The sequence below is a fragment of the Citrobacter sp. RHB36-C18 genome (assembly GCF_013814485.1).
Taxonomy (GTDB): domain Bacteria; phylum Pseudomonadota; class Gammaproteobacteria; order Enterobacterales; family Enterobacteriaceae; genus Citrobacter; species Citrobacter braakii.
In genome coordinates this window covers 4,053,603-4,067,349 of sequence record NZ_CP057125.1, presented here as the reverse complement: position 1 = coordinate 4,067,349, position 13,747 = coordinate 4,053,603, and the positions used below count along the sequence as shown (strand labels likewise).

The following is a 13,747-nucleotide window of genomic DNA, read 5'->3' as shown; positions in this document are numbered from 1 at the left end:
TCTGGCATTTTTTTATGGAGAAACCATGCGCTTACCGATCATTCTTGATACCGATCCCGGCATTGATGATGCAGCCGCTATTGCCGCCGCGCTGTTTGCCCCTGAGCTGGATCTGCAACTGATGACCACGGTAGCAGGTAATGTGTCGGTGGAAAAAACCACCCGTAATGCCTTGCAACTGCTGCACTTCTGGAATGCCGATATTCCGCTGGCGCAGGGGGCATCGATGCCGCTGGTGAGACCGCTGCGAGATGCCGCTTCCGTACACGGTGAATCAGGTATGGAAGGGTATGAATTTGTCGAACATGACCGCCAGGTGATGGCAAAACCTGCCTTCCAGGCCATTCGCGATGCGTTGATGCATGCCCCGCAGCCTGTGACGCTGGTGGCAATTGGCCCCCTGACCAACATTGCGCTGCTGCTGACTCATTATCCTGAATGCATATTCAACATTCACCGTCTGGTGATTATGGGCGGTTCTGCCGGGCGCGGGAACTTCACGCCAAACGCCGAGTTTAATATTGCTATTGATCCCGAGGCCGCCGCAAAAGTCTTCCAGAGCGGGCTGGAGATTGTGATGTGCGGGCTGGATGTCACTAATCAGGCCATGCTCACCCCTGACTACCTGGCGACGTTGCCGCAGCTTAACCAGACGGGAAAAATGCTGCACGCGCTGTTTAGCCATTACCGTAGCGGCAGTATGAATACGGGGCTACGAATGCACGACCTGTGCGCTATTGCCTGGCTGGTGCGCCCGGAACTGTTTACCCTGAAGCCGTGCTTCGTGGCGGTTGAAACCCAGGGGGAATATACCTCGGGTACGACGGTGGTGGACATTGAAGGACGTTTAGGGCATCCGGCAAATGCCCAGGTCGCGCTGGGGCTGGACGTTGAGGGGTTCCAGCAGTGGGTGGCAGAGGTACTGACGCTGGCACCTTGAGGCTGTGATCCGGCCCGCAATATGCAGATAGCGATAGCAGGTTAATCGATTAATCTGCTAATCTGATCCTGTTGTTCTCCTCGGGCCGGAGACACATATGAACCTTTCTTTTTTCCAGCCACCGCAGGTGGCGTGGGCAAGCGGCGCTTTAGCTGATGGCCTGTTATTGCGTAAATCCACCCGTATTGAGGATCTTCCAGACGTTTTTGCCGATGAACACGCCCGTCAACAGCTGGCTGGCGAGCAGGTCGTGTATGACGTCGAGATGCTGGATACCTCTCCCGCTGAAGGTGAACTCTACACCGGTGTTACCCATCTTTACCCTGGCCGGGTCGGCTGTGAGTATTTTATGACCCGCGGGCATTTCCATGCGCGCCGCGAACAGGGGGAAGTCTATTTTGGTCTGCGTGGCACCGGTTTGCTGCTGTTGCAAACTGAGCAGGGCGACGCGAGGCTGGAAAAAGTATTCGCGGGATCTGTCCACATTATCCCCGGCTTTACCGCGCATCGGTTAATCAACACCGGGGAAGAGGTTCTGTCGGCGCTCGCCGTATGGCCAGGGATTGCGGGTCATGATTATGCAGCGCTCGCCAGCGGCTTCAGAATAAGGGTCTTTGAGGAAAATAAGACGGTTCAGGCGAAGGAGGTACAGAATGGGTGACTTAGCGCATTCTTACGGCCTGGATATGACGGTCCATCATCACCCGCTTGGTTTTAGCTATGGGGATGAGGTTACCGGGCCGATGCCGGAGATTCGTCAACTCGACCAGATTCGCGCCTCGCTGCGCGATCCGCACTGTGAAGGGCCGCAAGAGGTGTATGCCATAGCGATGGATGTGGCGCGAATGCAGGATCGCGAAGAGTTGAAAAAGCGGATGCTGTTGTTTGGTGTGGTGACCTATGCGGCGGGACGGCTGGGAGAAGAGCCGGTGCGTAGTCAGGGACATATTCATCGTATTAGTCAGCACAGCGGCTGGTCTCCGCCGGAGCTTTATGAAATCTGGCAGGGAAAAGCGATCATTTATATGCAGGAATATGTTGAGGACGACCCAGGCCGCTGTTTTGCTGTAATTGCCGGACCCGGTGAGAAAGTGTTGGTACCACCCGGTTGGGGGCATGCGACTATATCCGCAGACCCGGATGTACCGTTAACCTTTGGCGCGTGGTGCGATCGTGAATATGGTTTTGAGTACGACGCCGTGCGTGCGCATAAAGGACTGGCATGGTATCCGCTGCTGCAGGGCAACAACGTTATCTGGCAGCATAATCCGCGTTACATCCCTGGACGACTGCAGGCCGTTACGCCCAGACAATATACGGAATTCTCGATTACCTCCGCACCTGTTTATCAGCAATTCATCGAGGACCCGGCGCGTTTCCAATTTATCTCACGCCCGGACAAGCACCCCGAGCTATGGCAAAACTTTCATCCATAAAAAAACCGGGGCATAGCCCCGGCTGTACCGTTTTCTTTGTGTTATCCCGCAAACAGGCCCGTGGCGACGCCGAGGGCGGCCAGTATCAACAGTAAAATCATCGCTTTCACTGGTGATACACCGCGCTTGGCCATCAGATACCAGGTACCAAGCACCACAATCAGCGGCAGTAACTGCGGGAAGATACCGTCCAGCATCTGTTGAACATGGATATTCACCCCATCTTTGGTAATAAACTCCAGTCCGGTGCCAAGTTTAACGTAGCTTGCCGCCACGCCCCCCATGACAAACACACCCAGTAGCGATAACGCTTCACGCAGACGGGCAGACTTGCTGCTCACCAGCATTTCCACCGAGCCAGAACCCATTTTGTAGCCTTTCAGGAACAAGAACCACGAACCGGGAATGATGATGGCCAGCCAGGCAACGGTATAAAACAGCGGCCCCAGAATGTTACCGCCGGCCGCCAGGGCCATGCCGATGCTGAGCAGGATAGGGATCAGCATGCCTGGGATCATTGAATCGCCGATCCCGGCAATAGGGCCCATCAGGCCAACCTTCAGGGTATTGATGGTCTCCCCATCGATCGGCTCACCGTTCGCTTTTTTCTCCTCCAGCCCCAGCACCATGCCGTTTACGATCGCGCCTATCTGGGGTTCCGTATTATAGAATGAGGCATGACGGCGCAGCATTTCAGTACGTTGGGCTGCGTCGGGATAGAGCTTTTTCGCCACCGGAAGCATACTCAGACAAAAGCCAAAAGATTCCAGACGTTCAAAACTCATCGATGACAAGTTGTGCATCATCCATGCGCGCCAGCAGCGGCGAAGATCTTTACGCGTAAGTGTACGTTCTTCCATCAGAATTCATCCTCATCATCATCGGCTACCGACTTTGCATTCGCGGCCTGCGGCGGTTCCGGTTTGTAGTTGTAATGGATCAACGCCAACAGCGAACCGACGATCACCAGCGCGACCATGTTGAGTTTTAAAAATACGATGCAGACAAAACCGACGAGGAAGTAGATCAGCATGGTGTAGTTTTTGATGATCTGCTTCAGCAAAATCGCGATCCCGACGGCGGGTAAAATGCCGCCCAGTACGTTCATCGTTGACAGAACTATTTTCGGCAAGCTGTCCATAAAACCGCTGATGTATTGCGCGCCGAAGTAAACCGCAATAAAAGTTGGCACAAAACGCAGGACAAAGTTTGTCACCTGTGGCCAGATGGCGCTGTTCAGGTAAATACCGCGTTCGTCACCCCGTTCCAGCGCCACATCTGCCCGGTGATTCCAGAAAGAGTTCAGTACCATCATCGCGTTAAACAAAATGGTTCCGGCGATACCGATGGTCGCAGCCAGCGCGACCGCGACCTCGGGGCCTTTTCCTGAAAGGATCCCTAGGGCGATTGCGGGGTAAGCAACAAAGTTGAGATCGGCTGGCATCGAACCGCCAGGCGTTACCATCGCGATATACACCGCCTGAACCGCGACGCCAATCATGATCCCGGTTTTAATGTCGCCGAGAATAATCCCGACCAGCATTCCAGAAATCAGCGGGCGGGTGATCAGATACCAGCCGCCGGTCAGCCCCAGAAGCCAGGGACTGCTGAGGGCGCCGAGATAGCAAAGTATGCCAATCAACGTAGCTTCGATAATCATCGTGCGCTCCTTATTTCAGCTTCTGACGTGCGTCCTGCCAGCTGTAGCAACTGGCATCAGGAACCAGGCGAAACTCAACCAGGTGCCCATGTTGCGTCAGCCAGTCAAAGGCGGCAATTTCATCCCCGTTGACCGACTGATTCGGGCCGATGGTGGTGGTATCAGCACGCGCGCTCATCGGACCTACATTAATCTTGCCGTTGGCATTTTTCAGGCTGATACCTGCTTCTTCAATGCGTTTGAGCGTGACGGGTGATTTGCCAATGACGAAATAACGTTTCTCGCTGGCAATGACTTTTGGCAATTTTTCAATCGCGGTGGCCGTATCAAACAACCAAACTTTGGTGTCCTGTACGGCGCCTTTCATCACCGAAGAGAGCAAAGGGTCGGCCGCGACGGCGTCGTCTATAGCGACGATCCCATCACAGGGCAGCTCTTTGGCCCAACGTGTCACGAGCTGCCCATGGATTACGCGGTCATCGATACGTACAAAAGAAATACTCATAGTGTTTTCCTTTAAAAATCGTCGGACTGAACGGATAAAACCGGGGCGGCTTTAATCAGCGTGGGTATCGTCAGCGCCAACAGCTCGACGGCTGCGGCGTGAACATCCGTTAAATGGCAAATCTCCTCGCTTTGTAACAGCATCGGGAAATTGACCCCCGCTACGACGGCAACGGGAGGAACCGTTTGTGAAGAAAAAGCATGATGGCAGGCGACATTCCACGGCGTACCGCTTTGCATGTCACACAGCACCAGTACGCCGTCAGCGTCTTTTCCGGCACTGGTGAGAACCTGAGAGAACGTCTCTTTAAACCCTTCGATACCTGTCTGTTCACTCAGCGTGACGGGGTAAACATGCGGTAATTCTCCATAAACCATACGACCGCTGGCGAGAAGCGCGTCCGCCAGGGGACCATGGGTGGCAACAATTACGTTAATCATGCGCTTATCCTCTAACCCAGGCTTTAATCGTGGCGAGCTGTTGACCGACGCCTTTGCCAAACGGCGAAATACGATATTCTCCGACGGCGGCAGGGATGATAAAGGTCTCTGCATAGTTGACGACAAACGGGGGAAACGCGCCGCTCGGGCTTTCAACAACGGCCTGCGCACCTTCGACCAGGTTCAGGACGTTGACGCCGCCATGGGTATGGTGAGTGACCGGTGCCGTAAACCAATGGCGACGCGTTTCGATAAATTCGCGTTCGTGCATTCCGGTTCTTTCTTCCCGCCAACCCTCTCCTTCAGCCAGGGGTTCAATACGGTTGACGAGGTTGTCGTGCACCCATTGCGTGTCGCGCTGCCAGTCAATAACCTGCTGACCGTGATCCAGATGCACCGGACGCGGTAAGCCGTCTAACCCTAAGCGGCCCCAATCCCACAGCTTGAAGGTGAAGATATAGGGCGTTGCACTGATCTCCAGCACCATGGTTCCTGCACCCGAGCAGTGTACGGTTCCGGCGGGGATCAGGAAGTGATCGTGTTTATGTGCGGGGATCTGGTTAACGAATCGTTCATCATCAAAGGTTTTTTCGCCACGACCCGCGGCCCGGAGGTCGTCGAGCATATCCTGCGGTGCGATCCCGGTTTTGGTCCCGAGATACACCACGGCGTCCGGCTCGGCTTCGAGAATGTAATAGCTCTCATCCTGGGTATAGTGCATACCAAACTGCTGTTGAATGTACTCAGTGAGCGGATGAACCTGAAAGCTCAAATTCTGGCCGCCAATAGTGTCGAGGAAGTCAAAACGGATCGGGAATTCCGCGCCAAAGCGTGCGTGAACTTTTTCACCCAGCAGGGGGCGGGGACAGGTCAGCACCAGATCCTGAGAGGGGATCTCGATCCGCACGTTGCCAAAACGCAGTAACAGGCTGTTTTCCTCGGGCACGCAATCAAAACACCACGCGTAATTGGGGGCTGAGGGATCGAGATCGAAGCGTTGTTTCATCCATTGCCCGCCCCAGACGCCTGGGTCAAAGAAAGGGGCAACGCGAAACGGTTGTTCGGTGGTTTGTTGCAGACCGGCGCGTAACGCGTCGCCGCTGACCATCGTGGGACTATTTTCTACCGTGGTATCGAGCAAATAATCGGCGCGTTTGAGTAACGGCGTTTTGTGTTTGTCGAATACCCGCCATTCAATGAAAAAAGCACGTTTGTAACGACGAAGAATATCTTCATCCTGGTTTTCTGCACCCCAGTTACCCAGCCCGTTATGACGCATACGCTGTTGAATTTCCCAGCGCGGAAGATCGGCATAAACCAGTACGTCACCAGGGTGTGCCAGCGCAGCGCCCGAGCCGTACACCACAACCAGCCCTGAGGTAACGGCATCAATCTGTTGGCGGAGTTGGCTGAGTTTGTCGCTATCAAAAAATTCATCCAGGTGATGACAGGAGAGAACGCCGAATACGCGATCGTCGGTAAGGTTACGCGCCAGTAAATCATGCAGGGCCTGCTCATCGCGGCGGGCGGATTCAATATTTAGCACCAGTGCGGTATCTAATGTCGTAACAAGCTGTTGCTCCAGCTCGTCAAGCCGCACGCCCGGATAGCAATCCACGATCAATACGGTTTTGGCGGCGGTAGAAACCCTGGTGTTAAGCACTGAATGAATTGACGACCAACCCTGCCAGGCGTGGTTGTCATAGCCCTGAACGTTAACCTCAGGGAATTTATTATAGGTTGTACGCATATTCTGTCTCCGTGTTGGCTTATTTAAGATTAATCGATTAACCTTATTTTCATAGTGTGGTTAACGCGATTAACCCGCCAGAATCAGAATCCAGTGCGGTGAAATGCACGTTAGCGTGATGTGAATCACACGTAAAAAGGCAATATTTCGGTTATTCGATTAACCTTCGAAATAAACAGGAGAGGTCATGACTACAGTCACGCTGGCGCAGGTTGCTGAACGCGCGGGAGTCTCCACGGCAACCGTTTCAATGGTGTTGCGTAACCGGGGGCGCATTTCTCAGGCCACACGTGACAGGGTGCTCAAAGCGCTGGACGATGCCGGCTACGTTTATAATCAAACCGCCGCCAACCTGCGTAACCGGAGCAGTAATCAGGTCGGATTGTTGTTACACGATATCACTAACCCTTTTTACGGTGAGATGACTGCAGGGCTAAGCCATGAGATGGAGCGGCATGACCTGCTTCTGTTTCTGGCAAACAGTGAAGAGTCAGGAGAAAGGCAGCAAAAATTTGTCGACTCGTTGATGCGCAATAATGCCTGCGGCATGGTGCTCTGCGCGGCGCGCGAAACACCGACCTCCTTCTTCGAGGCGCTGAAAAGGCGCAATATTCCCGCCATCATGGTGGTTCGCCCTCTTAGCGATCCTGATTTTGATTTTGTGGGAACCGATAACTTTCTCGGTACGCAAATGGCCACCACCCATTTAGTCAAAATGGGGCATAAGAATATTGCGTTTATCGGTGGTAGCCCAAGTTCCGGGAGCCGGGCACAGCGTATCGGTGGATTCACCAGCACGTTGCTGGAGCAGGGAATATCGCCGAATCCGCAATGGATAGTGGCGACGCAGGCCAGCCAGATTGACGGCGCAAAAGTGGCAGAGTCGCTTCTTATGCGGTTCCCGGAAATTACCGCCGCCGTTTGTTATCAGGATATTGTGGCGCTTGGGGTTATGCAGGCATTACGCAAAATGGGGCGTGAACCAGGGCGCGATTTTGCGCTGGTGGGGTTCGATGACATCACCGAAGCGGCGCTGGTACAACCTGCGCTCACCACCGTGTCGGTGGCCGCAAAAGAGATAGGTCGCAAGGCTGGGGAGCTACTTTATAGTCGCATTCAGGGAAATGACGAACCTCCGAAACGCATTATTCTGCCACCTGCGCTGGTGGTCAGAGAATCATGTGGTTTTCGCTGATCGTCATGCCTTTTACTGATATCTCTGCCTGTTTATCATTAAATTCTAATTATCGACGTTTTCGGCTGGCGGCGCAGCGATGTGCTGGTTAATCTGAAAACGATTTACGTAAAATTAACAAAAGAGAATAGCTATGCATGATGCACAAATCCGCGTTGCCATCGCGGGAGCCGGAGGGCGCATGGGGCGTCAGTTGATTCAGGCCACTCTTGGCATGGATGGCGTACAGCTCGGCGCGGCGCTGGAGCGCGAAGGTTCTTCTTTGCTGGGAAGCGATGCCGGAGAATTAGCGGGAGCCGGTAAAACGGGCGTTACCGTGCAAAGTAGTCTTGAGGCGGTGAAAGATGATTTTGATGTTTTCATCGATTTTACTCGCCCGGAAGGCACGCTGGCGCATCTGGCGTTTTGCCGCCAGCACGGTAAAGGGATGGTGATTGGCACCACTGGCTTTGATGACGCGGGCAAACAGGCTATTCGTGATGCTGCGCAGGACATTGCTATCGTTTTCGCCGCGAACTTTAGCGTTGGCGTTAACGTCATGCTTAAGCTGCTGGAGAAGGCGGCGAAAGTGATGGGTGATTACACCGATATTGAGATTATTGAAGCCCATCACCGTCATAAAGTGGATGCGCCGTCAGGCACTGCGCTGGCGATGGGGGAGGCGATTGCCGGGGCGCTGGATAAAGATTTAAAAGAGTGTGCCGTCTATTCGCGTGAAGGTTACACCGGTGAGCGCGTACCCGGTACGATCGGTTTTGCCACGGTGCGGGCGGGAGATATCGTTGGTGAGCATACCGCGATGTTTGCCGATATTGGCGAGCGCATTGAGATCACGCATAAAGCCTCCAGCCGCATGACCTTTGCCAATGGTGCAGTACGATCGGCAATTTGGCTGAAATCAAAGTCAAACGGTCTTTTTGATATGAAAGATGTGCTTGATTTACGCAATTTATAACTTTTATTACCCTTCGTGATGTGGTTATTGTAATCATAACTATTTGATTACATAGGGCAATATTTTATTGCCCTTTTATTTTTCGCTTTTTAATTTGATTTTTTATTTAATGACCTATTTGTTGATGTTTTGCGGGGTTATTTTGTTATTTCAATGTAAATTTTGACCAAATGGTCCACTTTTATCTATCGCGCTTCCTGTTTTTACACTCTTTATCTTCCGCAAGCGTTTTCCACCCCAAGTTAGCTGATCTTTTTGCCTGTTAAATCGTGTGTTTTATCTCAGTGGCGTAAAATAATAATAAAAAATGCCCTTTTGGGTAGACTTTTACGTGGGCTATCTCTAGAATGCCGCCGTTTGCCAGAAATCCATAGGTAAGCAAATTTGCATTGATTCATGAGGTGTTAATGAATTAATATGCAAATAAAGTGAGTGAATATTCTCTGGAGGGTGTTTTGATTAAGTCAGCGCTATTGGTTCTGGAAGACGGAACCCAGTTTCACGGTCGGGCCATAGGGGCAACAGGTTCGGCGGTTGGGGAAGTCGTTTTCAATACTTCAATGACCGGTTATCAAGAAATCCTCACTGATCCTTCCTATTCCCGCCAAATCGTCACTCTTACTTATCCTCATATCGGTAATGTCGGCACCAATGAAGCCGATGCAGAATCTTCTCAAGTACATGCGCAAGGCCTGGTCATCCGCGACCTGCCGCTGATTGCCAGCAACTTCCGCGATACCGAAGACCTCTCTTCTTACCTCAAACGCCATAATATTGTGGCAATTGCCGATATCGATACCCGTAAGCTGACGCGTTTGCTGCGTGAAAAGGGCGCACAGAACGGCTGCATTATCGCGGGTGATAACCCGGATGCGGCGCTGGCGCTGGAAAAAGCGAAAGCCTTCCCGGGTCTGAACGGTATGGATCTGGCGAAAGAAGTGACCACCGCGGAGCCTTATAGCTGGACGCAAGGTAGCTGGACGCTGGCCGGTGACCTGCCGGAAGCTAAATCCGCCGATGAACTGCCGTTCCACGTAGTGGCCTACGATTTCGGCGCTAAACGTAACATTCTGCGTATGTTAGCGGATCGCGGCTGCCGCCTGACGGTTGTGCCGGCGAAAACCTCTGCTGAAGATGTGCTGAAGATGAATCCGGACGGTATCTTCCTGTCCAACGGCCCTGGCGATCCGGCGCCGTGCGACTACGCGATTACCGCGATTCAGAAATTCCTCGAAACCGATATTCCGGTATTTGGCATCTGCCTCGGCCATCAACTGCTGGCGCTGGCAAGCGGTGCGAAGACCATTAAGATGAAGTTTGGCCACCACGGCGGCAACCATCCGGTAAAAGATATTGATAACAACACCGTGATGATCACCGCTCAGAACCACGGTTTTGCGGTCGATGAGGCCTCCATGCCTGCCAACCTGCGCGTGACCCACAAGTCGCTGTTCGACGGCACCCTGCAGGGGATTCATCGTACCGACAAACCGGCGTTCAGCTTCCAGGGGCACCCTGAAGCAAGCCCGGGTCCACACGACGCTGCGCCGCTGTTCGACCACTTTATCGAGTTAATTGAGCAATACCGTCAGTCCGCGAAATAATCAGGAGTAAAAGAGCCATGCCAAAACGTACAGACATAAAAAGTATCCTGATTCTGGGCGCGGGTCCGATCGTTATCGGTCAGGCGTGTGAGTTTGACTATTCCGGCGCGCAGGCGTGTAAAGCCCTGCGTGAAGAGGGGTACCGCGTTATTCTGGTGAACTCCAACCCGGCGACCATCATGACCGACCCGGAAATGGCCGATGCCACCTACATCGAGCCGATTCACTGGGAAGTGGTACGCAAAATCATTGAGAAAGAGCGCCCCGATGCGGTGCTGCCAACCATGGGCGGTCAGACGGCGCTGAACTGTGCGCTGGAGCTGGAACGCCAGGGCGTACTGGCTGAGTTCGGCGTGACCATGATTGGCGCGACGGCGGATGCCATTGATAAAGCGGAAGACCGTCGTCGCTTCGACATCGCGATGAAAAAAATCGGTCTCGATACCGCACGTTCAGGCATCGCTCACACCATGGAAGAAGCGCTGGCGGTTGCCGCTGACGTCGGCTTCCCGTGCATTATCCGTCCGTCTTTCACCATGGGTGGCACCGGCGGCGGTATCGCCTACAACCGCGAAGAGTTTGAAGAAATTTGCGAACGCGGTCTGGATCTTTCCCCAACCAACGAACTGCTGATTGATGAATCGCTGATTGGCTGGAAAGAGTACGAGATGGAAGTGGTACGTGATAAAAACGACAACTGCATCATCGTCTGCTCCATCGAAAACTTCGACGCGATGGGCATCCATACCGGTGACTCCATCACCGTTGCGCCAGCCCAGACGCTGACCGACAAAGAATATCAAATCATGCGTAACGCCTCGATGGCGGTACTGCGTGAAATCGGCGTTGAAACCGGTGGTTCTAACGTCCAGTTTGCGGTAAACCCGAAAAACGGTCGTCTGATTGTTATCGAGATGAACCCGCGCGTCTCACGCTCCTCGGCTCTGGCGTCCAAAGCAACCGGCTTCCCGATTGCTAAAGTCGCAGCCAAGCTGGCGGTAGGTTACACCCTCGACGAACTGATGAATGACATCACCGGCGGGCGGACTCCGGCTTCGTTTGAGCCGTCCATCGACTACGTTGTGACGAAAATTCCACGCTTCAACTTCGAGAAATTTGTTGGCGCTAACGACCGTCTGACCACCCAGATGAAATCTGTCGGTGAAGTGATGGCGATTGGCCGCACCCAGCAAGAGTCTCTGCAAAAAGCGCTGCGCGGTCTGGAAGTGGGCGCGACCGGCTTCGACCCGAAAGTAAGTCTGGATGACCCGGAAGCGCTGACCAAAATCCGCCGCGAGCTGAAAGACGCGGGCGCCGAGCGTATCTGGTACATCGCCGATGCTTTCCGTGCTGGCCTGTCCGTCGATGGCGTGTTCAACCTGACCAACATCGACCGCTGGTTCCTGGTGCAGATTGAAGAACTGGTGCGCCTGGAAGAAAAAGTCACAGACCTTGGCATCAACGGCCTCGACGCTGACTTCTTGCGCGTACTGAAGCGCAAAGGTTTCGCCGATGCGCGTCTGGCGAAACTGGCCGGCGTACGCGAAGCGGAAATCCGCAAGCTGCGTGACCAATATAACCTGCACCCGGTCTACAAGCGCGTGGATACCTGCGCGGCAGAATTTGCCACCGATACCGCTTACATGTACTCCACTTATGAAGACGAGTGCGAAGCGAATCCAACTCAGGATCGTGACAAGATTATGGTGCTGGGCGGTGGTCCAAACCGTATCGGTCAGGGCATTGAATTCGACTACTGCTGCGTACACGCCTCGCTGGCGCTGCGCGAAGACGGTTACGAGACCATCATGGTCAACTGTAACCCAGAAACCGTTTCTACCGACTACGATACCTCCGACCGTCTGTACTTCGAGCCGGTAACGCTGGAAGACGTGCTGGAAATCGTGCGCATCGAGAAGCCGAAAGGCGTTATCGTGCAGTACGGCGGCCAGACTCCGCTGAAGCTGGCGCGCGCGCTGGAAGCGGCAGGCGTGCCGGTTATCGGCACCAGCCCGGATGCTATCGACCGTGCGGAAGACCGTGAACGCTTCCAGCAGGCGGTTGACCGTCTGAAGCTGAAACAACCGGCGAACGCCACCGTGACCGCCATTGAAATGGCGGTTGAGAAGGCGAAAGAGATTGGTTACCCGCTGGTGGTGCGTCCGTCCTACGTTCTCGGCGGCCGCGCGATGGAAATCGTCTACGACGAAGCCGACCTGCGTCGCTACTTCCAGACCGCGGTCAGCGTTTCTAACGATGCGCCGGTACTGCTGGACCGTTTCCTTGATGACGCGGTGGAAGTGGACGTGGATGCCATCTGCGACGGCGAAATGGTGCTGATTGGCGGTATTATGGAGCACATCGAACAGGCGGGCGTGCACTCCGGTGACTCCGCATGTTCTCTGCCTGCGTATACCCTGAGCCAGGAAATTCAGGATGTGATGCGCCAGCAGGTGCAGAAACTGGCCTTCGAACTGCAGGTTCGCGGTCTGATGAACGTCCAGTTTGCGGTGAAGAATAACGAAGTTTACCTGATTGAAGTGAACCCGCGTGCGGCGCGTACCGTTCCGTTCGTCTCCAAGGCAACGGGCGTACCGTTGGCGAAAGTTGCAGCGCGCGTGATGGTCGGGAAAACGCTGGCACAGCAGGGCGTCACCAAAGAAGTTATCCCGCCGTACTACTCGGTAAAAGAAGTGGTGCTGCCGTTCAACAAGTTCCCGGGCGTTGATCCGCTGTTAGGGCCAGAAATGCGCTCTACTGGTGAGGTGATGGGCGTGGGCCGTACCTTCGCGGAAGCGTTCGCCAAGGCACAGCTCGGCAGCAGCTCCACCATGAAAAAACAGGGTCGTGCGCTGCTCTCCGTTCGCGAAGGCGATAAAGAGCGCGTGGTTGACCTGGCGGCGAAGCTGCTGAAGTTTGGTTTCGAGTTGGATGCGACGCACGGCACCGCGATTGTGCTGGGCGAAGCCGGTATCAATCCACGTCTGGTGAACAAGGTGCATGAAGGCCGTCCGCACATTCAGGACCGTATCAAGAATGGCGAGTACACTTACATCATCAACACTACCGAAGGCCGTCAGGCGATTGAAGACTCCAAGCTGATTCGCCGCAGCGCACTGCAGTACAAAGTGCATTATGACACCACCCTGAACGGCGGTTTCGCAACGGCGATGGCGCTGAATGCCGATGCTACCGAGAAGGTGACCTCGGTTCAGGAAATGCACGCGCAGATCAAAAAGTCATAAAAAAAGGGTCCGGTGAT

The 13,747-nt window shown here is 54.0% G+C and carries 12 protein-coding genes; 7 read left to right on the top strand and 5 right to left on the bottom strand.

What is annotated here, in order from left to right:
- Nucleotides 1-25: 25 nt before the first annotated feature.
- The 3 genes from rihC (at nucleotide 26) to HVZ52_RS19345 (ending at nucleotide 2,376) form a co-directional block, all read left to right on the top strand.
- On the top strand, nucleotides 26-940 hold the full coding sequence (gene rihC / locus HVZ52_RS19355; protein ID WP_181598602.1) for a ribonucleoside hydrolase RihC: 915 nt from the start codon (nucleotides 26-28) through the stop codon (nucleotides 938-940).
- A 97-nt stretch (nucleotides 941-1,037) separates the two neighbouring features.
- Entirely contained in the window at nucleotides 1,038-1,601 is a 564-nt protein-coding gene (locus tag HVZ52_RS19350; RefSeq protein WP_181598601.1) for a glucose-6-phosphate isomerase family protein, read from the top strand.
- Nucleotides 1,594-2,376: a glucose-6-phosphate isomerase family protein gene (locus tag HVZ52_RS19345; protein ID WP_047414458.1), complete on the top strand. Its 783-nt coding sequence runs from the start codon at nucleotides 1,594-1,596 to the stop codon at nucleotides 2,374-2,376. Before HVZ52_RS19350 ends, HVZ52_RS19345 begins: the two co-directional genes overlap by 8 nt.
- A gap of 41 nt (nucleotides 2,377-2,417) precedes the next feature.
- Here HVZ52_RS19345 and HVZ52_RS19340 read toward each other — a convergent pair whose 3' ends face one another.
- Genes HVZ52_RS19340 through HVZ52_RS19320 form a run of 5 tightly spaced genes read right to left on the bottom strand, consistent with a single transcriptional unit; the run spans nucleotide 2,418 to nucleotide 6,731 of the window.
- Nucleotides 2,418-3,236, bottom strand: coding sequence for a PTS system mannose/fructose/sorbose family transporter subunit IID (locus tag HVZ52_RS19340; RefSeq protein ID WP_016151643.1), 819 nt, complete (start codon nucleotides 3,234-3,236; stop codon nucleotides 2,418-2,420).
- The gene (locus tag HVZ52_RS19335) at nucleotides 3,236-4,036 is read right to left on the bottom strand and encodes a PTS sugar transporter subunit IIC (protein ID WP_016151644.1); all 801 of its coding nucleotides are present in this window, start codon (nucleotides 4,034-4,036) and stop codon (nucleotides 3,236-3,238) included. The genes HVZ52_RS19340 and HVZ52_RS19335 overlap by 1 nt, the downstream gene beginning before the upstream one ends.
- A gap of 10 nt (nucleotides 4,037-4,046) precedes the next feature.
- The gene (locus HVZ52_RS19330; RefSeq protein WP_003837349.1) at nucleotides 4,047-4,541 is read right to left on the bottom strand and encodes a PTS sugar transporter subunit IIB; all 495 of its coding nucleotides are present in this window, start codon (nucleotides 4,539-4,541) and stop codon (nucleotides 4,047-4,049) included.
- Between the two features lie 11 nt (nucleotides 4,542-4,552).
- Nucleotides 4,553-4,981, bottom strand: a complete 429-nt coding sequence (locus HVZ52_RS19325; protein WP_103766845.1) for a PTS fructose transporter subunit IIA — start codon at nucleotides 4,979-4,981, stop codon at nucleotides 4,553-4,555.
- A 4-nt stretch (nucleotides 4,982-4,985) separates the two neighbouring features.
- Nucleotides 4,986-6,731 (bottom strand): class I mannose-6-phosphate isomerase, encoded by a 1,746-nt coding sequence (locus tag HVZ52_RS19320; protein WP_047358349.1) that lies wholly within the window; start codon nucleotides 6,729-6,731, stop codon nucleotides 4,986-4,988.
- A gap of 187 nt (nucleotides 6,732-6,918) precedes the next feature.
- Here HVZ52_RS19320 and HVZ52_RS19315 point away from each other — a divergent pair, with 187 nt between their 5' ends.
- From HVZ52_RS19315 to carB, 4 genes are all read left to right on the top strand, one after another.
- Complete coding sequence (locus HVZ52_RS19315) at nucleotides 6,919-7,926, top strand: LacI family DNA-binding transcriptional regulator (RefSeq protein ID WP_016151647.1); 1,008 nt, start codon at nucleotides 6,919-6,921, stop codon at nucleotides 7,924-7,926.
- A gap of 133 nt (nucleotides 7,927-8,059) precedes the next feature.
- Nucleotides 8,060-8,881, top strand: coding sequence for a 4-hydroxy-tetrahydrodipicolinate reductase (gene dapB / locus HVZ52_RS19310; protein ID WP_047358348.1), 822 nt, complete (start codon nucleotides 8,060-8,062; stop codon nucleotides 8,879-8,881).
- A 455-nt stretch (nucleotides 8,882-9,336) separates the two neighbouring features.
- Nucleotides 9,337-10,485: a glutamine-hydrolyzing carbamoyl-phosphate synthase small subunit gene (gene carA, locus HVZ52_RS19305; RefSeq protein ID WP_003018918.1), complete on the top strand. Its 1,149-nt coding sequence runs from the start codon at nucleotides 9,337-9,339 to the stop codon at nucleotides 10,483-10,485.
- A 17-nt stretch (nucleotides 10,486-10,502) separates the two neighbouring features.
- Nucleotides 10,503-13,730: a carbamoyl-phosphate synthase large subunit gene (gene carB / locus HVZ52_RS19300; RefSeq protein WP_016151650.1), complete on the top strand. Its 3,228-nt coding sequence runs from the start codon at nucleotides 10,503-10,505 to the stop codon at nucleotides 13,728-13,730.
- Nucleotides 13,731-13,747: the final 17 nt, after the last annotated feature.